Source organism: Gymnodinialimonas sp. (assembly GCF_059726805.1).
The window spans coordinates 1,920,189-1,939,375 of record NZ_AP041059.1 but is presented as its reverse complement, the minus strand read 5'-3'; the positions used below and the strand labels follow the sequence as shown (position 1 = coordinate 1,939,375).

The following is a 19,187-nucleotide window of genomic DNA, read 5'->3' as shown; positions in this document are numbered from 1 at the left end:
GTCGAGGGTGCCTCAAAACGGCACGTCGCCGCCCTCCTGGCCCGCCGCAACCAGGAACCGGCCCACGACATGCTTGTTGCCCGCCTTGTCAAACGCGATCCCCAGCTTGTCGCCCTCAACGGAATTGACGACCCCGTAGCCGAATTTCTGATGAAACACGCGGTCACCGACGGAGAATGCGCTGATCGCCTCGGCGTCAATGGTCATCGCTTTCGCCTCGGACGGTTGGCGCGTGCCGTATTGGCCTTGGCGCGCCTGCAACCGTCGCCAGCCCGGCGAGTTATAGACATCGGCGCTGGCCGCTTTTTCATGCAGGTTGGAGCCTGCCATCTCCCGCTCGACCGGGCTGGCGCGCCCGCCCATGCCACCCTGGTGCCCGTAAAGGCCCGGCGGCGTCAGCACTTCGACATGATCCTCGGGCAATTCGTCGATGAAGCGCGAGGGCATCTGGGATTGCCACTGCCCGTAAACCCGCCGGTTGCCGGCAAATGAGATCGTGCAGACCTCTTCGGCCCGCGTGATGCCCACATAGGCCAGCCGCCGCTCCTCTTCCAAGCCGCTCTGCCCGCTCTCATCCATCGAGCGCTGCGACGGGAAAAGCCCGTCTTCCCAGCCGGGCAAAAACACCGCCGGAAACTCGAGACCTTTGGCGGCATGCAGTGTCATCAGGGTCACTTTCGGCTCTTGGTCGTCCTGCTCGTTGTCCATGATCAGCGAGACATGCTCCAGGAACCCTTGCAAATTCTCGAAGTTCTCCAAGGCCTTGACCAGCTCCTTAAGGTTCTCCAACCGCCCTGGCCCCTCGGGCGTCTTGTCGTTCTGCCAATGCGCGGTGTAGCCGGATTCGTCCAGGATGATTTCGGCCAATTCCACGTGGGACACACCCTTCGGCGCGTTCTCTTCTTCTATCAGATCATCCGCAGGCCCCACGGCGCGCGGCGCGCCAAGCTGCGACCGCCACCGGGCCAGGCCTTCAACCAAATTGCGCAACTCGCGCAGGCCCTTACCGCCGAATGCTTGCGTCTCCACACACAGCCGCGCGCCCTCCAGCAGGCTCACACCATTGGAGCGCGCCATGCGCTGGATCGTCTGCTGCGCCTTGTCGCCCAACCCGCGTTTGGGGGTGTTGACGATCCGCTCGAACGCCAGATCATCATCGGGCGAGACGACGACGCGGAAATAGGCCATCGCATCGCGGATCTCCATACGCTCATAGAACCGGGGGCCCCCGATGACGCGGTAAGGCAGGCCAATGGTCAGGAACCGATCCTCAAACGCGCGCATCTGGTGGGACGCGCGCACCAGAATGGCGATCTTGTTGGGACCGATGGGCGCCATGCCCCGGGTGCCCTTGCCCATCGCCTCGATCTCTTCCCCGATCCAGCGCGCCTCTTCATCGCCGTCCCAATGGCCGATCAGACGCACCTTCTCGCCGTCCTCCCCCTCGGTCCAAAGCGTCTTTCCAAGCCGTCCCTTGTTGCCCGATATCACCCCGGAGGCGGCGGCCAGGATATGCCCGGTAGAGCGGTAGTTCTGCTCCAGCCGCACCACATGGGCGCCCTCGAAATCTTTCTCGAACCGCAGGATGTTGCCCACTTCCGCGCCGCGCCAGCCGTAAATCGACTGGTCGTCATCGCCCACGCAACAAATGTTTTTATGGCTCGCCGCCAGCAGCCGCAGCCAGAGGTATTGGGCGACGTTGGTGTCCTGGTATTCGTCCACCAGAATGTAGCGGAACCAACGCTGGTACTGCCCCAGAAGGTCCTCGTTGTCCCGGAAAATCTGGATGACATGAAGCAGGAGATCGCCGAAATCGCAGGCGTTCAGCTCTTTCAGGCGCGCCTGATATTGGGCGTAAAGCTTCACGCCCTGGTGGTTGAACGCGCCGTGATCGACACTTGGCACGCTGGAAGGCGTCAGCGCGCGGTTCTTCCAACCGTCGATGATCGAGCCCAACGCGCGGGCCGGCCACCGCTTGTCGTCGATGCCCTCCGCGATGATCAGCTGCTTCATCAGACGGGTCTGATCATCGGTGTCGAGGATAGTAAAATTGCTCTTCAATCCCGCCAGTTCCGCATGGCGACGCAGCAATTTCACACAAATCGCGTGGAACGTGCCCAGCCAGGGCATCCCTTCCGCGGGCTGCCCCAGAAGCGTGCCGACCCGCGTTTTCATCTCGCGCGCGGCCTTGTTGGTGAAGGTGACGGCCAGGATCTCATTCGGGCGGGCGGTGCCTGTGGCCATCAAATGGGCAATGCGGGCCGTCAGCGCGCGGGTTTTGCCGGTGCCCGCGCCCGCCAGCATCAGAACCGGGCCTTCGAGTTGGTTAACGGCCGCGACCTGCGCCGGGTTGAGGCCGTCCATATAGGGCTGCGGCCGCGCGGCCATGGCGCGGGCGGCGAGCGAAGAGGTGGCGGCGGCCTCGAAGGCATCGGAATCGTCGAATTGGGTCATGGAGCGAAGGATAGTGCGGGTTGCGCGGGTTGGGAAGGTTTGTTCTTTAATTGTTCCGCTCGGGTTTTTGGGCAGGGGACGGGAGCGAGGGGCCAGCCCCTCGCGCTCCCCGGAGTTTTTCTGGCAAGATGAAAGGGGCGCGAACAAATTGAGACGAATTTGATTGAGTTCGTCAGGGTTGCGGGATTTTGTTGGGGTATGGATTTACACGCAAGATACCCCGCGTTGGCGGATTTGAAGGCGCACGCGCGGCGGCGCATTCCGCATTTTGTTTGGGAGTATCTGGATTCGGCCACCGGGCTAGAGGCGGGGGCGGCGCGCAATAGGGCCGCGCTCGACAGCGTGCTGTTTCGTCCTGCCGCGCTGCTCGGCGATGTGGCGCCCGCGCTCGATTGCACTTTCCTGGGTCGCGATTACCCGGTGCCCTTCGGCATCGCGCCGTTGGGCATGTCGGGGCTGATCTGGCCCAAAGCCGAGCATATGCTGGCCGATCACGGCGCGCGCGCGGGCATTCCTTACGGTCTTTCGACCGTGGCGACCGTGGTGCCCGAGGCCCTGAAAGATCGGATCGGTGCGCAGGGTTGGTTTCAGATGTACCCGCCGAAATCGCCCGAAGTGCGCGATGATATGCTCACGCGCGCCCGGGCGGCGGGTTTCCATACGCTGGTCCTGACCATCGACGTGCCCGCCGCGTCCCGGCGCGAGCGGCAGACGCGCGGAGGCCTTGTGCAGCCGCCGCGCCTGACGCGGCGGCTTATGGCCCAGGTGGCGCGGTGCCCGGCCTGGGCCCGGGGCATCGCCGCGACCGGCATGCCGCGGATGCGGTTGATGGACAGCTACGCCGAGAACCTGGCCAAGGGGCCCCTGCCCTCCACCGCCCATGTCGGCTACCTGCTGAGGGCCGCGCCGGATTGGGAATATGTCGCAGCGCTGCGCGATGCCTGGGAGGGGCCATTGATCCTGAAAGGCGTGTGCGAACCCGAGGTTGCGACGCATGCGGAGGCCTACGGGGTCGACGCGATCTGGGTCTCTACCCACGCCGGGCGCCAGTTCGACGGCGCGCCGGGGGCCGCAACGCTGCTTCCGGGCGTTCGGGACGCGACGCGGCTGCCGATCATTTTCGACAGCGGCGTGGAAGGGGGGCTCGATGTGATGCGCGCCCTGGCCCTGGGGGCGGATTTCGTGATGATGGGGCGGGCCTGGCACTATGCCCTGGGCGCGCTCGGCGCCGAGGGGCCGGCCCATTGGCACGACATTCTGGTCAAGGATATGCAGTCGAACATGGCCCAGATCGGGGCGCGGACCCTCGCCGACCTGCCCGGTAGGTTGATCGCTGATTAACCGATTTTCTTAACGAGGGGTTAACATCGGGTGCGGATGTTCCTAGATCGTTCTCATGAACGAAGCCCAGGCCATTGCGATTCTCTGTGCCATGCTCGGCGGTGAACCCGAGCATCGCGTCAGCTATACGCTCGACGCTGTCAGCACCCATGTGCGGGTGGATTGCATCACCGACACCCATGCGATCGAGATCGGGCTGGACCATACGCGGGGCTCTTATGACAGCCTGCACCAGGCGACGTTCAATGCGATGCTGACGGATCGCGCGCCGATGGTGATCCTGATCGACACCGATAATATCGAGTCGCAATATGAATACCAGATCGAGGCTGTCGCGCGGGCCCACGGCGTCGACTATGCCGTCTGGGACGAGCATTTTCTGATCCGCTGGCAGATGACCGCGCCGTTCCGGGCGCGCCTGGCGGCGGGAAGCTGACCCCTAAGCCGCTGTCGCAGAGGGCAAATCCCGCAGGCTTGCCAGAAACTCACGCACATGTTGGCGCACCTCGGGGTCGTTGCCCCGCAGATCGCTGTTGGTAGGGATGAGCCGTTCCAGGGCCGAGATTTGCGGATCCCCCACGGCCATCGGATTGTCCGACGCGCAGTAGACCCGCCAGGTCTTGAACGCCCGCCCGCTCGTTGGGCCATGGCCGATCATCCCCAGGTTCACGTGACGCGGATCGGCGGCGATTCGCGTCATCAGGCCGGAAAGAACCATCTCTGCCCCTTCGAGCACCTGAAAGAAGCGGCGGTCGTGACAGACGAGCAAACCGGAGACATCCAGTCTGGCGTTATTGCGCCGCGCGACCGCGGTGATCGCCGACAGCGCCCCGCGACCGAACGTCTGGCTTAATTGGCTGGTGTAGATGACACGGTACAAGTTGGCCCCCGGGGTTTACTCCATTTCGGCCACGTTACTGCAAAACAGTTTATGGATCGTAACCAAGCCAGACCGCCCCCCGACCGCCCCTCTGGCGCTCCAACCTTCCGGTTGCTCTCGCCGCGCCTGCGCCATAGGTTTTGCTGCAACTGCGAAAGGGTTTTTCCTAAACCCCTACCGCTTCGCTACTTGAGGGCACGACAACCATGGCCGAATTCCAGAAAATCCTTATTGCCAACCGGGGCGAGATTGCCATCCGCGTGATGCGCGCCGCCAACGAATTGGGCAAGCGCACGGTCGCGGTCTATGCCGAGGAAGACAAGCTGTCCCTCCACCGCTTCAAGGCAGATGAGGCCTATAAGATCGGCGAAGGTCTCGGCCCCGTGGCCGCCTACCTAAGCATCGAAGAGATCATCCGCGTCGCCAAGCAATGCGGCGCCGATGCGATCCACCCGGGCTATGGCCTGCTGTCGGAAAACCCCGATTTCGTCGATGCCTGCACCGAGAACGGCATCACCTTCATCGGGCCGAAGGCCGAGACCATGCGCGCCCTCGGCGACAAGGCCTCCGCGCGCCGTGTGGCCATTGAGGCGGGCGTCCCGGTCATCCCCGCCACCGAGGTGCTCGGCGACGACATGGACGCGATCCGCAAGGAGGCCAAGGACGTCGGCTACCCCCTGATGCTCAAGGCCTCCTGGGGCGGCGGCGGGCGCGGGATGCGGCCCATCGCCAGCGAGGATGAGTTGGAAGAAAAGGTCCTCGAAGGCCGCCGCGAGGCCGAAGCCGCTTTTGGCAATGGCGAGGGCTATCTGGAAAAGATGATCCTCCGCGCCCGCCATGTCGAAGTGCAGATCCTCGGCGACAGCCACGGCAACATTTACCACCTCTATGAGCGGGATTGCTCGGTCCAGCGCCGCAATCAGAAGGTCGTGGAACGCGCCCCCGCCCCCTACCTCACCGACATGCAGCGCAATGAGATCTGCCTTCTGGGCAAGAAGATTTGCGAACATGTGAACTACGAATGCGCCGGAACCGTCGAATTCCTGATGGATATGGACTCAGGCCAATTCTACTTCATCGAGGTCAACCCCCGTGTGCAGGTCGAACACACGGTGACCGAGGAAGTCACCGGCATCGACATCGTCCGCGCCCAGATCCTGATCGCCGAGGGCAAGATGCTCGCCGCCGCCACCGGGATTGCCTCGCAATATGACGTGAAACTCGACGGCCACGCGATCCAGTGCCGGGTCACGACGGAAGACCCCTCCAACAACTTCATCCCCGACTATGGCCGCATCACCGCCTATCGCGGGGCCACCGGCATGGGCATCCGGCTCGACGGCGGCACGGCGTACTCCGGCGCCGTCATCACCCGCTACTACGACTCACTGCTGGAAAAAGTCACCGCCTGGGCCCCCACCCCTGACGCCGCCATCGCCCGGATGGACCGCGCGCTCCGCGAATTCCGCATCCGCGGCGTCTCCACCAACATCGCCTTCGTGGAGAACCTGCTGAAGCACCCGACCTTCCTCAACTACCAATACCACACCAAGTTCATCGACGAGACGCCCGAGCTTTTCGATTTCCGCCCCCGCCGCGACCGCGCGACCAAAATCCTGCGCTACGTCGCCGACATCACCGTCAACGGCCACCCCGAAACCCAGGGCCGCCCGACACCGCCCGCCGACATCAAACCCGCACGCGCGCCGAAGGTCCCCTACGACGCGCCGCCGCCGGGCACCCGCACCATGCTGGACGACAAGGGGCCCGAAGCTGTCGCCAAATGGATGAAGGCGCAGAAACAGCTGCTGATCACCGACACCACCATGCGCGACGGGCACCAATCGCTTCTCGCCACCCGGATGCGGTCGCTCGACATGATCAAGGTCGCGCCCGCCTACGCGCACAACCTCTCCGGCCTCTTCTCCGTCGAATGCTGGGGCGGGGCCACGTTCGATGTCGCCTACCGCTTCCTGCAGGAATGCCCCTGGCAGCGCCTGCGCGACATCCGCGCCAAGATGCCCAACATCATGACGCAGATGCTGCTGCGCGCATCGAACGGCGTGGGCTACACCAACTACCCCGACAACGTCGTGCAAGGCTTCGCCAAACAGGCGGCGGAGTCTGGCGTCGACGTCTTCCGCATCTTCGACAGCCTCAACTGGGTCGAAAACATGCGCGTCGCCATGGACGCCGTGGGTGAGACGGGCAAGATCGTCGAAGGCACAATCTGCTACACCGGCAACATCCTCGACCCCGCCCGCGCCAAGTATGACGTGAAATACTACGTCGACATGGCGAAAGAGCTGGAGAAGGCCGGTGCCCACGTCCTTGGCCTGAAAGACATGGCGGGCCTCCTTCGCCCCTCCGCGGCAGAGGTGCTGATCCCCGCCCTGAAAGACGCCGTCGACCTGCCCATTCATTTCCACACCCACGACACGGCGGGCTCCGCCTGCGGCACGATCCTCACCTGCTCCGAGCATGGCGTCGACGCCGTCGACTGCGCCATGGATGCGCTCTCGGGCAACACCTCCCAGGCCACCCTGGGAACAATCGTCGAATCCCTCCGCTTCACCGAGCGTGACACGCAACTCGACATCGGCGCCATCCGCCAGATCTCCGACTATTGGGAGGCCGTGCGCGCCCACTACGCCGCGTTCGAGAGCGGCATGCAGGCCCCCGCGTCTGAGGTCTACCTGCACGAGATGCCCGGCGGTCAGTTCACCAACCTCAAGGCCCAAGCCCGCTCCATGGGACTGGAGGAACGCTGGCACGAGGTCGCGCAGATGTACGCCGACGTGAACCAGATGTTCGGCGACATCGTGAAGGTGACGCCCTCCTCCAAGGTCGTCGGCGACATGGCCCTGATGATGGTGTCCCAGGGCCTGACCCGCGAACAGGTGGAGGCGCCCGATACCGATGTCTCCTTCCCCGACTCCGTCATCGGGATGCTGAAGGGCGACCTCGGCCAGCCCCCCAACGGCTTCCCCAAGGCCATCGTCAAGAAGGCGCTCAAAGGCGAAAAGCCCAACCTGGAGCGTCCCGGCAAACACCTCGACGCCGTGGACCTTGAGGCCACCCGCGCCGATCTGGCGAAGCAGTTGGGTGTCGAGATCGACGACGAAGACCTCAACGGCTACCTCATGTACCCGAAAGTCTTCACCGACTACGCCACTCGCCACGCCGAATACGGTCCCGTCCGCACCCTGCCCACCAAGACGTTCTTCTATGGCATGGACCAGGGCGAAGAGATCGAGGCCGAGATCGACCCCGGTGTCACTCTCGTCATCCGTCTGGTGGCCGTGGGCGAGACCAACGACGAAGGTGAGGTCCGTGTCTTCTTCGAGCTCAACGGCCAACCCCGCACCATCCGCGTCCCCAACCGCCTCGTCTCAGCGGCCACCGCCAAACGCCCCAAGGCCGAGCTTGGCAACGCCAACCACATCGGCGCGCCGATGCCCGGCGTTGTGGCCAGCGTCGGCGTGCAAGCGGGCCAGAAGATCGCCGAGGGCACGCTTTTGCTGACCATCGAGGCGATGAAGATGGAAACCGGCATCCACGCCGACCGCGACGCGGTGGTCAAAGCCGTCCACGTCTCGCCGGGCGGTCAAATCGACGCAAAAGACCTGCTGGTCGAATTGGAATAGGGGGCAAAAGCCCCCTTTCCCAATCCAATTCCACGGCCAAACGTCAATACCCACCCCATTTCCCCGGGGCGGCACGGCAATTCGCAGACCAACACGCTGTACAATTGGCGTCAATTCGGCCATACTCTCCCCACCTCGAATTGCTGGAAAACACAGCTTACGGGGAGAGCAGGGATCCCGAATTTCGGGATCCGGTAGATGGAAAGACAGGCCGTGCAGGGCAAGATTTTTCGGGATCGGCTCCTTGATCCGATGCAATACGATGCCTTCCTCAAGGCATTCAACGATACCGGTCCGCTCGCCTCGGCGCGGGGCGATACGCTGGAAATCGAGCGGCTCGAACAGGCCACTTCGCCGACCCTCGGCAATGGCCTTTCCAGCGACAACGTGTTCGCCACCCTGAAAAACTGCTCCGAGGAATATCCCCAACCCTGCCTCGTGGTCTCTGACCTGGGCCTGATCATGGCGCTCAACCGCCCCGCCCATATCGCCTTTGATCTGGACGTCTCCGATCACATCGATCGCTGCGGCATCGAAAGCAAAGACGCCATCCCGCTGTCGCAACGGATCGCGCAGATCATCGCCTCCGACCACGAGGGGCAGCAGACGTTCTTCTGCCGCGCCGACTACAAGGATGCCGAACGGCCGATCCTGCTGGCCATCGTGCCCCACCATGCGCCGGAACATGACCACCGTTCTGCCCTCGTGTTCTTCATCGATATCGGCTGGGACGAGGCCATTGGCCGCTTCATCTCCCGCGCCTATGCCCTCTCGCAATCCGAACAGGACATTCTGGAGTTCTTCATCCTCGGCAACAGCCTCGAACAGATCGCCGAGATCCGGGGGCGCTCCTACAAGACGGTGCGCACGCAATTCTATTCGGCGCTGAACAAATGCGGGATGTCGTCCCAGGTCGATCTGGTCCGCGAAGTCGTCGCCGGGGCGATGTTCCAAAGCTTCGTGCCGAAGGTGGCCAATGCCTCCAAACACCCCCACCGCCGCGAGTTGCACATGCTGCGCCCCGGCGGTCGCACGCTCGAAGTCATTGTCTCGGGCGATGTCAAAGGCAAACCGGTCTTCATGCTGGCCTCGGCGGGGCCACAAAAATTCGCCCCCCAGAAAACCAAGAAATTCAAGGATGCAGGGGTTTGCATCTACTCCATCTCTCCGCCCGGGCTTGGCTACACGGACCCGGAGCCCGAGGGCACTTGCCGCATGGATTGCCTGGCGGAAGACGTCGCCTCGGTGATGGACCAACTGGGCGTCTCGTCCGTGCCGTTTCTGTGCCTGGGCTCGAACCTGGTGTCGACCGTGCGCCTGGCCGCGAAAATCCCCCGGCGGATGACAGAGATCCAATCCTGGATCACCATCCCCCCGGCTCGGTTCCGCACCGAGGCAGAGGCCAAGGAAACCCCAAACGCGGTCTCTGCGATGGGCAACGCCTCGATGATCTCGCCCGCGATGCGCAAACTGGTCACGCGGTCTTCCATCCGCGCCCTCGCCATCCTCGGCACCCGCAAGATGGCGAAATTCCAGGTCCGCTCCGAGCCTGAAATCGCCGAGATGTTGCTGGAGCCCGATACAATCGACGCGATTGACGAGGGGTTCAAATCCTGGATGCGCCAGGGCTTCACCAAAACCGTCGTCACCGAAGCCGAGGACGTGCATTCCGACTGGTTCGACGACGCCTGCGCCTGCCCCGTGCCGATCAAGATCGTCCACGGGGTCCGTGACAAGACCAACAGCATCGAAAGCATCCACCGCTTCGCCGCCGCCTTCCCCGATATGATCACCCTGGATGAAGTGCCGAATGGCGGCGGGTTCCTGCATGTCACCCACGAGGATCTGCACGTCGCCTATGTGAAAGATCTCGTCGGCTGACCCCGGCGCTTGCCCGCCCGGCTTGCCCCAAAAAGACCTCTTTTCCCCTGGTAGTTTACAACACCTGTCGTATGGCGACGGGACAGGTATGCCCCTAATCTCAGGCCAGTAACTGAGTAAGTGGTATTTTGTGTAAACAGCCATCGGCGCATCACTGCTGCGTCGATGGCGGTCTCCCTGCGGGTCAATGGGGCTTGCCTTCCGCTTCTTCTGCTCAGCCAAACAGAACAAGGACGTTGCGCAATGAAGCTCACCGAAACCCCGAATACGATGATTTCCGAAGACGCCCCGCCCAGCAGCGAAACCGGACGGAAGTATTGGGACGCTTACGATATTGCCCAGCGCAGTGATCCGTCGTGGAAAACCGTATTGGCTTTCTTTGGCGTCCGCTTTGATCGGAATTAAGACGTTTCGGTCCTGTCCCCTTCAAAGCTGCGGGTAAATTTGGCCCCCCATTGCAGCATCTCCAATACGCGCCACGGCCCCGGCGCGACGTCTCGCGCCGCCCGCATGGGGGCCCTCTACGCAACCAGACGCACGCGGCTTCCACCGCCCAACCCTATCGCAAGGGGCAAAGGGCGTGTTACCATCTCCCCGAACGCCGCCAGGCAGGCCCCCCATGCGTCATCCCATCGCCCTTCTTCTCGCCCTCGCGCTCGCGCATCCGGCCCAGGCGCAAACCGCGCCAATCTCTTGCCAAAGCTCACCAGCACCCATCGCACTCTACGATCCCGCGCCCGCCCAGGACAGCCTGCCCGCGCTGGTGCGTAACGTCCTTCCCTCAGACCCCAGCGCCACCACGCCGGGCCTCGACTTCACGGTCCTCGTCCCCGGTGACATGACGCCCGGCTGTCCCGCCGGATCGTTGGAGCCTGTTCGCGACATCCGCTACCTGGGCGAGGGGCGCTTTGCGGGCGTCGTCGTCCGCAACTCCCTCTCGTTTCACAGCCATCTCTTCGGGCAGAGCCTCGCTTTTGACGCCGCCCAGGTCTGGGACTGGCAGTGGCGCACGCCCGAAACCCAAGGTCGTCTCTATGGCGCCTACCGGCTGCGCGCGGCCCTCGAACGCGCGGTTGATGGCGGGGCCATCATGCGTCAGCTGATGCCCAGCCCCCTGCCCCCCGATTGGAACTGACCTTGCTCCGAACCCTCGCCGTCGTGGCTCTGCTCACGGGTCCCTCCCTTGCCGAAACTGCCCCCGCCCCGTCGCCCTCAGACGGGCTAACCCCGTTCGCCGCCGATGACATCGGAATGAACGCCGCCATTGCCGAGGCGCAGCGCACCCTGCCGCTGTTCTTGTCCCATGTCGTGCGGGCCGACGGCTTGTTCACCCATGGCCTGCTGAAGGTCGCGTTTCAGACCTTCCCCGTCGATGTCGGCGCCGAGGCGATCTGGGTGACCCCGATCCGCCGCAGGCCCGATGGATGGTTTGAAGGCCGCCTCGACAATCACCCCGTCTATCTGGGGGATTGGCAATTGGGTGATCTGGTAGAGTTTCCCGCCGATGACATTCGCGATTGGTTGCTGGACGGGCCGGACGGGCTCCTTGGCAATTTCACCACCCGCGTGATCGCCGCCCAGCCGGGCAACGCCTATCTCTGGGATATCCCCGCGCCGGTGGCCCTGCCCGAGGGGTGGGAATAGGGGGTTCGCGGGGTTAACAAAAGGTAAACGAAATTGTCTTTTTTGCGTGTTGTCAGGGGTTTAAGGTATGTGCTCAAGCTTGAGCACCCCCCAAAACACACCCTTGCCTGATGTCCCGGGATCGGCCACGCTGACCCCATGGAAGAGCATTTCGACAAGGCGCTGATCTTCACAGATCTGCATATCGTCCCCGAGGGGCAGACGATCATCGGCCTCGATCCGTTGACCCGTTTTCAAGAGGGGCTGACCCATGCCCTCGCCCGCCACCCCGACGCCCAGCACATCGTACTTCTGGGCGATCTGACCCACACGGGCGACCCCACTGAGTACGCGCGCCTCGCCCCCGCGCTGGCGGAGTGCCCGATCCCGGTCACCGTCACCATGGGCAACCACGACCAGCGCGGCCCTCTGTCGGAGGCCTTCCCCCAAGCCCTGAATTCAGACGGCTTCGCCCAGACCGCCCTCGACCTCGGCCCCCTGCGGCTGTTGATCCTCGATACCCATGATTACGACAACCAGGCCCCGCTGGAGCACGACGGCTGGCTCTGCGAGACCCGTCTCGCCTGGCTCGACACTGAGCTGGCCCGCGCCGCGCGGGACGGAAAAGACGTGGTCGTCTTCACCCATCACCCGCCCTGCCCCGTGGGCTTCTGGGCGATGGATGCGATTGGCCTGGCCAACGCCGACGCGCTCCTGTCTCGCCTGCATTCTGCGGGCCACGTCAAACACCTGATCTGCGGCCACATCCACCGCACGATCCACGCCAGTGCCGCCAACCCAGATGGTGGCGCGCTACCAGTGACGATCCTCAAAAGCCCCTGCCACCAGATCCCGATGATCCTGGGCCAGGGCACCTTCGCCGACAGCGTGGATGAGCCCGGCGCCTACGGGATCCTCCTGGCGCTCAAGAACACCGTTGTGGTCCATACCGAGGATTTCGCGCTGTCCGATGGCACCATCCTGACCTACTAAAGCGTTCCGCCAAAAACCTGAATCACAGCTTTTGGGGGAGCGCAGTGCAAGGCCTCATCGTTGCATGCGCCCCGCCTCTATCTGATGTCTCAGGTTAAAGGCGGGACGTTTTTGGCCGCAAAAAAGGCCCGACGCCTGCGCCGGGCCCTTTGCCTTGTCTCTCAGATCACTCGCGCAGTGGCACGTCCGCGACCTGCTGGTCATAGAAGAACAAGTGGTAGTCCCCCGCCGCACCCGAGCCATGGTAGAACAGGGTCATCGTGCGCGAGGGGGGCTCTTCGCCCAGATCCCAGCTCAACGAGGTGCTGTGGTTGGCCCGGATCGACCCGGAGAACGACGTGCCAAGATAGGTCAGCGGCAGGCCCTCGGGCCCGACCAGGGCAAAGCCCGCACCGCGCACGACCGACAGCGGATCGTCGGGCTCATTATCGGTGTCAGTGCCCACAATCGGGGTGACCTCCACCTCGATCCGGGTGATCACGCCGGTGCGCGGCACCATGCGGCCATCGACGGTGTTCCGGCCGATGCGGTTCTCCGTCACCAACTCGGGCATCGTGGTGATCTCGACCACCTTGATGTCGTAAAGGCTTGCCGCAGTCGGCAACTCGGTGGGCTGCGCCGTCAGATCGACCGGCAACCGCATCACCGCGCCGTCCTCGGGATCGCCGATGACCAAGGTGGCGGTCGTGGCGGCAGTGGGCACCGTGAACACCAGGTTCAGGTAAGCGCCTGCGGTTTCATCGGGGAAGTCGCGGGGCCGCCGCGCGTTCAGGCTGGTGCCGCTGCGCATGACATGCGGGAAGTAATCCACCCGGCCCCAGGCCGCGCGGGCGTCGGTCTCTCCCGGGATCTCCAGGGTAATGTCGCTCGACGAGATCTGGATCCGGTCCAATTCGTCGCTCCAGGCCACGGCGAAATCCGCGTCGATGTAGATGAAATCCGTATCCGCCCCGGACTCGTAGGTATGTTGCGCGCAACAGGGCGAGGCCATGTCGGTGTCGTTCGTGCGAATGATATCGTGGCGCGTCACCGTCATCGTGCTCAACGTCAGCGCCTCTGTCTGCGCAAGGACCGAGCTTGCAGGCAGGGCCATCAGCCCCGCAACCGCAGCCATCCCAAGCGATTTAATCAATGTCATGAAGGGTCTCCAAGTTAATAAACGTCATGCTCCATGCCCAAAGCGGCACACAAGCCCCGCAAGATGCGGCGCCAAGCAGTCCCGCCACTTTGGCCCAAATCACAGCTTTGTCAAAACGGCGGATTTTCCCCCTTGCGCGGTCGCGCAACTCTTTATAGGAAGCGCTCACTCAAGTGAGCGGGCGTAGCTCAGGGGTAGAGCATAACCTTGCCAAGGTTAGGGTCGGGCGTTCGAATCGCCTCGCCCGCTCCAATTTGAACCACTTCTACCCCAGTGGTTTCACGATAGGGTCGCCCTTGGGGCGGCCCTTCGTCGTTCTGGACCGCAGCGTTCTGGGCTTCAGCGTTCTGGGCCGACCGCCATCTGTATCGCAATTGAAACATCTTTGCCGGTCCGCGCCTTGCCGCCTTCCCTGCCCCCGCCCCGCCCCCTATAAGCGGCGCGACGACAGGAGAGGCCCGATGCGCACAGCTCAGATCACCCGCAAGACCGCCGAGACCGAGATTTCCGTGGAAATCAATCTCGACGGCACCGGCACCTACGACAACCAGACCGGCGTCGGCTTTTTCGACCATATGCTCGACCAACTGGCGCGCCATGCGTTGATCGACATGAAGGTGCGCTGCGCGGGCGATCTGCACATCGATGATCACCACTCGGTCGAAGATGTCGGCATCGCATTGGGTCAGGCACTGACGGAAGCGATGGGCGACAAGCGCGGCATCCGGCGCTACGGCGAATGCGTTCTGCCGATGGACGACGCGCGCGTTGCCTGCGCGTTGGACCTATCGGGGCGGCCCTATCTGGTGTGGGAGGTCGAGATGCCGACCGCGAAGATCGGGACCTTCGACACAGAGCTCGTTCGTGAGTTCTTCCAAGCCTTCGCGACCCACGGCGGCATCACCCTGCACCTGGCCCAGGGCGCCGGGTTCAACAGCCACCACATCGCCGAGGCCGCCTTCAAGGCCGTCGCCCGCAGCTTGCGCGACGCGCTGGAGGTCGACCCGCGCAAGGCCGATGCCATTCCGTCCACCAAGGGCACGCTTTGAGGCGCCGGGTGAAACGACCACGTTCGGGAAATATCGCGCGATGACGACCGTTCTGATCGATTATGACGCGGGCAATCTGCACTCCGCCGAGAAGGCGTTTCAACGCATGGCGGCGGGGGTCGACGCGGGCACGCTCGTCGTCTCTGCCGATCCTGAGGTCGTGGCCAAGGCCGACCGCATCGTGTTGCCAGGCGACGGCGCATTTCCGGCCTGTCGCCGGGGGCTTCAAGCCATCGACGGACTGGAAGACGCGCTTCTGCAAGCGGTTGAAAAGGAAGGGAAACCTTTCCTGGGGATTTGCGTTGGCATGCAGATGATGACGACATGGGGCCGCGAGTACGAGGATGTTGCAGGCTTCGGCTGGATCCCGGGTGAGGTCACGCAAATCGCCCCGTCAGACCCGGCCATGAAGGTCCCGCATATGGGCTGGAATGATCTTGTCATTGATCATCCGCACCCAATCCTTAACGGCGTTAACTCTGGCGACCACGCCTACTTTGTCCACAGCTATGCCATGCAACCTGCTGATAACGCACACCTTCTGGCCCATGTGGACTATGGCGCGCAGGTCACGGCCATTGTGGGCCGTGACAATATGGTCGGCATGCAGTTCCATCCGGAGAAAAGCCAATCCGCGGGTCTGCGGATGATCGCGAATTTCCTGGCGTGGCGTCCCTGACGCCGGAAAAGGCGCGCCATCGACGGGGCGCGCCATTTCCGGCCTCAAAATCAACCGTTTACTGGACACGCACCCAATTCTGCCGGGCGCAGATCAGCCCCCCCGCCACGCAGCCGCGCAGGGTGATGGAATTGCCACTCAGGCTCATCCGGCCGATGTAGATGCGGTTGTTGGACGGCCGCCAGACAGAGCCCTCGTAGGTCCCGTCGCCGTTGGGCACCATGTCGATGACAATCTGGCGCCCTAGGTTCTCGGACTGGTACTCGCCCGAGGCGTTGAACGTCCGGCTGATGGTGCCGCAAACGGCGCTGCCGCAGGCCGCCAGTGTCACGAAGGCGTAGTTGCCGTCATCCACCTCGGTCTGCCAAACGCCGTGTGCCGCGTCTGCGGACGCGGTGCCCACGCTGCCCAGAAGTGCGACGCATGCGGCAAGAGCGGTCTTTTTCATTTGATGATCCTCCCAAATCTCTCTGGGGCGGAACGTGAGCCATGGCTTGCCGCCAAAGCAAGCATGACGTCGCGGCGGCTGGCCCTTGCGCTGCCAGCACACATGGGGGAAAAGCCCGCGAAATGACGCCATCGCAAGGACCCCAGCCGATGATCCTTTACCCCGCCATCGACCTCAAGGACGGCAACGCCGTGCGGCTTTTGCGCGGCGAGATGTCGGAGGCGACCGTGTTCAACACCGACCCGGCGGCGCAGGCCAAAGCGTTCCAGGACGCGGGCTGCGAATGGCTGCATCTGGTTGATCTCAATGGCGCTTTCGCCGGCGCGCCGGTCAATGGCGGCGCGGTGGAGGCGATCCTGGCGGCCACCTCGGTGCCCACGCAGTTGGGCGGCGGCATCCGCGACATGGCCACGATCGAGACCTGGATCAGCAAGGGCATCGCCCGGGTGATCCTGGGCACCGTGGCGGTCGAAAACCCGGACCTCGTGCGCGAGGCCGCGCGCGCCTTCCCCGGCAAGATCGCCGTCGGCATCGACGCCCGCAAAGGCCGCGTCGCCACCAAGGGTTGGGCGGAAGAGACCGACGTGATGGTCACCGATCTTGCCCGCGCGTTCGAGGACGCGGGCGTGGCCGCCATCATCTACACCGACATCGACCGGGACGGCGCCATGGGCGGACCGAATGTGCAGGCCACGGCAGAGCTTGCCCGCGCCACGTCCATTCCGGTGATCGCCAGCGGCGGCGTGTCGTCGCTGAATGACCTCACGGCCCTGAAAGATACCGGCGTGATCGCGGGCGCCATCTCGGGCCGCGCGCTTTACGACGGTGCCTTGGATTTGGGCGAGGCTCTGGCTGCCTTGGCCTAGCCCCTTTGCTTGCGGGTTTTCCTGACGTTATCCCGCGCGTGATCTGCGCCTATCTGCCAGCGGGCACAGATCAGGAGACGGCCCTTGAGCAGCGCAATCGGCGGCACGATACTTACCCTCGGCACGGTCTATCTGTGCTGCGCCATCGCGCTGGCTTGGTCGGCGTATAGCAAAGTGGCACCGCTCGCGCGCATCCTGCGATACAGCGGGATTTTCTGGGCGATCTGGCTGACCCTTTCCTTTGCGCTGTTCACCTACCTCACAACGACATGCTCTGGGAACTGGCTCTACGGCTTCACCGATTGCGCGCGTCTGTCCGAGGATATGGCCGACAGCCTGACATCCCTCAGCATTCTCAGCTTTCTTGGCGGCATGGCATACGGCGCGGCGCTACTCGTGGGCGGCGGCATTACCGAGATCATCGCCCGCGTCAGGGCATCCTAGCCCCCTTCGACAGATCGCCAATCGCTCTGTTTTCCACGCAACCGGCCCTGCGGGACGGCGGGTGGGGCGAGGTCTACGTCTTTTGCCCTGCAAAAGATCGTGGACCAGCGTCACCGCCGTCTTCCCCCACCCGCGACAATCCCATATGACACCCCCATGTTGAAAACACGCATCATCCCCTGCCTCGACGTCGCCGAAGGCCGAACCGTTAAGGGCGTTAACTTTGTCGACCTCATCGATGCGGGCGATCCGGTGGAACAGGCCCGCGCCTATGATCTGGCGGGCGCGGATGAATTGTGTTTCCTCGACATCAAAGCCACCCACGAGAACCGCGGCACGATGTATGATCTCGCGACGCGCACGGCCGAGCAATGCTTCATGCCGCTCACCATCGGCGGCGGCGTGCGCACCGTGGACGATGTGCGCAACCTGCTGCTGGCGGGCGCTGACAAGGTCAGCTTCAACTCCGCCGCCGTGGCGGACCCCGACTGCGTGGCGCGTGCGGCTGACAAGTTCGGCTCCCAATGCATCGTCGTGGCCATCGACGCCAAGACAGTCGCCCCCGGCAAGTGGGAGATCTTTACCCACGGCGGGCGCAAATCCACCGGCATCGACGCCGTCGAATTCGCCAAGACCGTCGTCGCCAAAGGCGCCGGTGAAATCCTGCTCACCTCCATGGACCGCGATGGCACCAAGGCGGGCTTCAACCTGCCGCTGACGAGGGCCGTGTCGGACGCCGTGCCGGTCCCTGTCATCGCAAGCGGCGGTGTCGGCACGCTGGATCATCTGGTCGAAGGCGTGACCGAGGGCGGCGCGTCGGCCGTTCTGGCCGCCTCCATCTTCCACTTCGGCACCTTCACCATCGGCGAGGCCAAAGCCCATATGGCCGAGGCCGGCATCCCCGTGAGGCTCACATGACCCCGCTGCACCAGCTCGCCGCCACGATCGAAACCCGCAAAGGGGCCGACCCCAGCACCTCCTGGACCGCGAAACTGCTCGCCAAAGGCCCCGAGAAATGCGCCGAGAAGTTCGGGGAAGAGGCCGTGGAAGCGATCATTGAGGCCGTCAAAGGCGACCCGGCCGCCCTGACGTCCGAGGCAGCCGACGCCCTCTACCACCTGCTTGTCATGTGCGCCGCCCGCGACGTCTCGCTGGCCGACATCGAGGCGGAACTGGCCTCGCGCCACGGCACCTCTGGCATTGATGAGAAAGCCAACAGATAGCGGCTGCGAGGAGCGCGCGGAGCCGCGCGAGGAGGGGCCGAGCTCACAGTTTTGAGCTGATGATCCCGGTGTTGAACCCACCCATCCGCAGTTCTCCAAAAAGCCGCTGATACTCGATCTTCGGGCAGCGATCCTGGATCACCGTCAACCCCTCCGCCTCTGCCTTCGCAGCGGCCTCCGCATGGACCACCCCGATCTGCATCCAGATCACGGACGGCCGCTCAGGCATGGCCAGGGCAGCATCCACGATATCGGGCACATGTTCGGGCCGCCGAAAAATATCCACGACATCCACCTGCCCTGCCTCGCTTAGATCCGCCACGACCGTGCCGCCAAACAGCTCTTTTCCCACATGCCCGGGGTTTACCGGCACGACCCGAAACCCTTTGAGCTTCAGATAACGCGCCACGTAATGGCTAGGCCGCACCGGGTTCGGCGAGACGCCAACGCAGGCGAAGCTTTTGGAGGTGCGCAGCACATGGCGCAGCAGATCGTCGGAAGGTGTCGTTGTCATGCAGCCC

At 63.7% G+C, this 19,187-nt stretch carries 19 protein-coding genes and 1 tRNA gene; 15 read left to right on the top strand and 5 right to left on the bottom strand.

Going from position 1 to position 19,187, the window contains the following annotated elements; genetic code table 11:
* Positions 1–12 precede the first annotated feature (12 nt).
* Entirely contained in the window at positions 13–2,454 is a 2,442-nt protein-coding gene (locus tag AC6I9R_RS09560; protein ID WP_461425341.1) for an ATP-dependent helicase, read from the bottom strand.
* A 198-nt stretch (positions 2,455–2,652) separates the two neighbouring features.
* On the opposite strand from AC6I9R_RS09560, the gene AC6I9R_RS09555 reads away from it, so the two are divergent.
* Positions 2,653–3,795: an alpha-hydroxy acid oxidase gene (locus tag AC6I9R_RS09555; protein WP_461425340.1), complete on the top strand. Its 1,143-nt coding sequence runs from the start codon at positions 2,653–2,655 to the stop codon at positions 3,793–3,795.
* A gap of 55 nt (positions 3,796–3,850) precedes the next feature.
* Complete coding sequence (locus tag AC6I9R_RS09550) at positions 3,851–4,231, top strand: hypothetical protein (RefSeq protein WP_461425339.1); 381 nt, start codon at positions 3,851–3,853, stop codon at positions 4,229–4,231.
* 3 nt (positions 4,232–4,234) lie between these two features.
* Here AC6I9R_RS09550 and AC6I9R_RS09545 read toward each other — a convergent pair whose 3' ends face one another.
* Complete coding sequence (locus AC6I9R_RS09545) at positions 4,235–4,675, bottom strand: BLUF domain-containing protein (RefSeq protein WP_461425338.1); 441 nt, start codon at positions 4,673–4,675, stop codon at positions 4,235–4,237.
* Positions 4,676–4,881: 206 nt separating this feature from the next.
* Here AC6I9R_RS09545 and AC6I9R_RS09540 point away from each other — a divergent pair, with 206 nt between their 5' ends.
* From AC6I9R_RS09540 to AC6I9R_RS09515, 6 genes are all read left to right on the top strand, one after another.
* Entirely contained in the window at positions 4,882–8,322 is a 3,441-nt protein-coding gene (locus AC6I9R_RS09540) for a pyruvate carboxylase (RefSeq protein WP_461425337.1), read from the top strand.
* A gap of 198 nt (positions 8,323–8,520) precedes the next feature.
* Entirely contained in the window at positions 8,521–10,203 is a 1,683-nt protein-coding gene (locus AC6I9R_RS09535) for a bifunctional helix-turn-helix transcriptional regulator/alpha/beta hydrolase (RefSeq protein WP_461425336.1), read from the top strand.
* 243 nt (positions 10,204–10,446) lie between these two features.
* Positions 10,447–10,608, top strand: coding sequence for a hypothetical protein (locus AC6I9R_RS09530; RefSeq protein ID WP_461425335.1), 162 nt, complete (start codon positions 10,447–10,449; stop codon positions 10,606–10,608).
* A 214-nt stretch (positions 10,609–10,822) separates the two neighbouring features.
* On the top strand, positions 10,823–11,338 hold the full coding sequence (locus tag AC6I9R_RS09525) for a hypothetical protein (RefSeq protein WP_461425334.1): 516 nt from the start codon (positions 10,823–10,825) through the stop codon (positions 11,336–11,338).
* A gap of 2 nt (positions 11,339–11,340) precedes the next feature.
* A complete protein-coding gene (locus AC6I9R_RS09520) occupies positions 11,341–11,847 on the top strand; it encodes a DUF2314 domain-containing protein (RefSeq protein ID WP_461425333.1) in 507 nt (168 codons plus the stop codon).
* A 138-nt stretch (positions 11,848–11,985) separates the two neighbouring features.
* Positions 11,986–12,819 (top strand): metallophosphoesterase, encoded by an 834-nt coding sequence (locus AC6I9R_RS09515; protein WP_461425332.1) that lies wholly within the window; start codon positions 11,986–11,988, stop codon positions 12,817–12,819.
* A gap of 166 nt (positions 12,820–12,985) precedes the next feature.
* Here the strand turns inward: AC6I9R_RS09515 and AC6I9R_RS09510 are convergent, their stop codons facing one another.
* Complete coding sequence (locus AC6I9R_RS09510) at positions 12,986–13,957, bottom strand: hypothetical protein (RefSeq protein WP_461425331.1); 972 nt, start codon at positions 13,955–13,957, stop codon at positions 12,986–12,988.
* 177 nt (positions 13,958–14,134) lie between these two features.
* Here AC6I9R_RS09510 and AC6I9R_RS09505 point away from each other — a divergent pair.
* The 3 genes from AC6I9R_RS09505 to hisH all read left to right on the top strand — a co-directional run bounded on the left by AC6I9R_RS09505 (position 14,135) and on the right by hisH (position 15,685).
* A tRNA-Gly gene (locus AC6I9R_RS09505) sits at positions 14,135–14,209 on the top strand.
* Between the two features lie 209 nt (positions 14,210–14,418).
* Positions 14,419–15,006, top strand: coding sequence for an imidazoleglycerol-phosphate dehydratase HisB (gene hisB / locus AC6I9R_RS09500; protein ID WP_461425330.1), 588 nt, complete (start codon positions 14,419–14,421; stop codon positions 15,004–15,006).
* A 40-nt stretch (positions 15,007–15,046) separates the two neighbouring features.
* On the top strand, positions 15,047–15,685 hold the full coding sequence (hisH, locus tag AC6I9R_RS09495) for an imidazole glycerol phosphate synthase subunit HisH (protein WP_461425329.1): 639 nt from the start codon (positions 15,047–15,049) through the stop codon (positions 15,683–15,685).
* Positions 15,686–15,743: 58 nt separating this feature from the next.
* On the opposite strand, the gene AC6I9R_RS09490 is transcribed toward hisH, so the two are convergent.
* Positions 15,744–16,133 (bottom strand): DUF2147 domain-containing protein, encoded by a 390-nt coding sequence (locus AC6I9R_RS09490; protein WP_461425328.1) that lies wholly within the window; start codon positions 16,131–16,133, stop codon positions 15,744–15,746.
* 149 nt (positions 16,134–16,282) lie between these two features.
* Between AC6I9R_RS09490 and hisA the strand changes: the two genes are divergently transcribed.
* The 4 genes from hisA to AC6I9R_RS09470 all read left to right on the top strand — a co-directional run bounded on the left by hisA (position 16,283) and on the right by AC6I9R_RS09470 (position 18,666).
* Positions 16,283–16,999, top strand: coding sequence for a 1-(5-phosphoribosyl)-5-[(5-phosphoribosylamino)methylideneamino]imidazole-4-carboxamide isomerase (gene hisA / locus AC6I9R_RS09485; RefSeq protein WP_461425327.1), 717 nt, complete (start codon positions 16,283–16,285; stop codon positions 16,997–16,999).
* An 84-nt stretch (positions 17,000–17,083) separates the two neighbouring features.
* Positions 17,084–17,443 carry a hypothetical protein gene (locus tag AC6I9R_RS09480; protein ID WP_461425326.1) on the top strand — a complete coding sequence of 120 codons (360 nt, stop codon included), beginning with the start codon at positions 17,084–17,086 and terminating at the stop codon, positions 17,441–17,443.
* Positions 17,444–17,599: 156 nt separating this feature from the next.
* Positions 17,600–18,361: an imidazole glycerol phosphate synthase subunit HisF gene (hisF, locus tag AC6I9R_RS09475; RefSeq protein WP_461425325.1), complete on the top strand. Its 762-nt coding sequence runs from the start codon at positions 17,600–17,602 to the stop codon at positions 18,359–18,361.
* Complete coding sequence (locus tag AC6I9R_RS09470) at positions 18,358–18,666, top strand: phosphoribosyl-ATP diphosphatase (protein WP_461425324.1); 309 nt, start codon at positions 18,358–18,360, stop codon at positions 18,664–18,666. The genes hisF and AC6I9R_RS09470 overlap by 4 nt, the downstream gene beginning before the upstream one ends.
* A gap of 43 nt (positions 18,667–18,709) precedes the next feature.
* Here the strand turns inward: AC6I9R_RS09470 and AC6I9R_RS09465 are convergent, their stop codons facing one another.
* Positions 18,710–19,180: a CoA-binding protein gene (locus AC6I9R_RS09465; protein WP_461425323.1), complete on the bottom strand. Its 471-nt coding sequence runs from the start codon at positions 19,178–19,180 to the stop codon at positions 18,710–18,712.
* Positions 19,181–19,187 lie beyond the last annotated feature (7 nt).

Bases quoted from the DNA above. Each gene is read 5' to 3' on its own strand.
- AC6I9R_RS09550 (WP_461425339.1), top strand. From the start codon at position 3,851: ATGAACGAAGCCCAGGCCATTGCGATTCTCTGTGCCATGCTCGGCGGT.
- AC6I9R_RS09530 (WP_461425335.1), top strand. From the start codon at position 10,447: ATGAAGCTCACCGAAACCCCGAATACGATGATTTCCGAAGACGCCCCG.
- AC6I9R_RS09510 (WP_461425331.1), bottom strand. From the start codon at position 13,957: ATGACATTGATTAAATCGCTTGGGATGGCTGCGGTTGCGGGGCTGATG.
- AC6I9R_RS09540 (WP_461425337.1), top strand. From the start codon at position 4,882: ATGGCCGAATTCCAGAAAATCCTTATTGCCAACCGGGGCGAGATTGCC.
- hisA (WP_461425327.1), top strand. From the start codon at position 16,283: ATGATCCTTTACCCCGCCATCGACCTCAAGGACGGCAACGCCGTGCGG.
- hisH (WP_461425329.1), top strand. From the start codon at position 15,047: ATGACGACCGTTCTGATCGATTATGACGCGGGCAATCTGCACTCCGCC.
- AC6I9R_RS09555 (WP_461425340.1), top strand. From the start codon at position 2,653: ATGGATTTACACGCAAGATACCCCGCGTTGGCGGATTTGAAGGCGCAC.
- AC6I9R_RS09465 (WP_461425323.1), bottom strand. From the start codon at position 19,180: ATGACAACGACACCTTCCGACGATCTGCTGCGCCATGTGCTGCGCACC.
- AC6I9R_RS09470 (WP_461425324.1), top strand. From the start codon at position 18,358: ATGACCCCGCTGCACCAGCTCGCCGCCACGATCGAAACCCGCAAAGGG.
- hisF (WP_461425325.1), top strand. From the start codon at position 17,600: ATGTTGAAAACACGCATCATCCCCTGCCTCGACGTCGCCGAAGGCCGA.
- AC6I9R_RS09535 (WP_461425336.1), top strand. From the start codon at position 8,521: ATGGAAAGACAGGCCGTGCAGGGCAAGATTTTTCGGGATCGGCTCCTT.
- AC6I9R_RS09560 (WP_461425341.1), bottom strand. From the start codon at position 2,454: ATGACCCAATTCGACGATTCCGATGCCTTCGAGGCCGCCGCCACCTCT.
- AC6I9R_RS09515 (WP_461425332.1), top strand. From the start codon at position 11,986: ATGGAAGAGCATTTCGACAAGGCGCTGATCTTCACAGATCTGCATATC.
- AC6I9R_RS09490 (WP_461425328.1), bottom strand. From the start codon at position 16,133: ATGAAAAAGACCGCTCTTGCCGCATGCGTCGCACTTCTGGGCAGCGTG.
- AC6I9R_RS09525 (WP_461425334.1), top strand. From the start codon at position 10,823: ATGCGTCATCCCATCGCCCTTCTTCTCGCCCTCGCGCTCGCGCATCCG.
- hisB (WP_461425330.1), top strand. From the start codon at position 14,419: ATGCGCACAGCTCAGATCACCCGCAAGACCGCCGAGACCGAGATTTCC.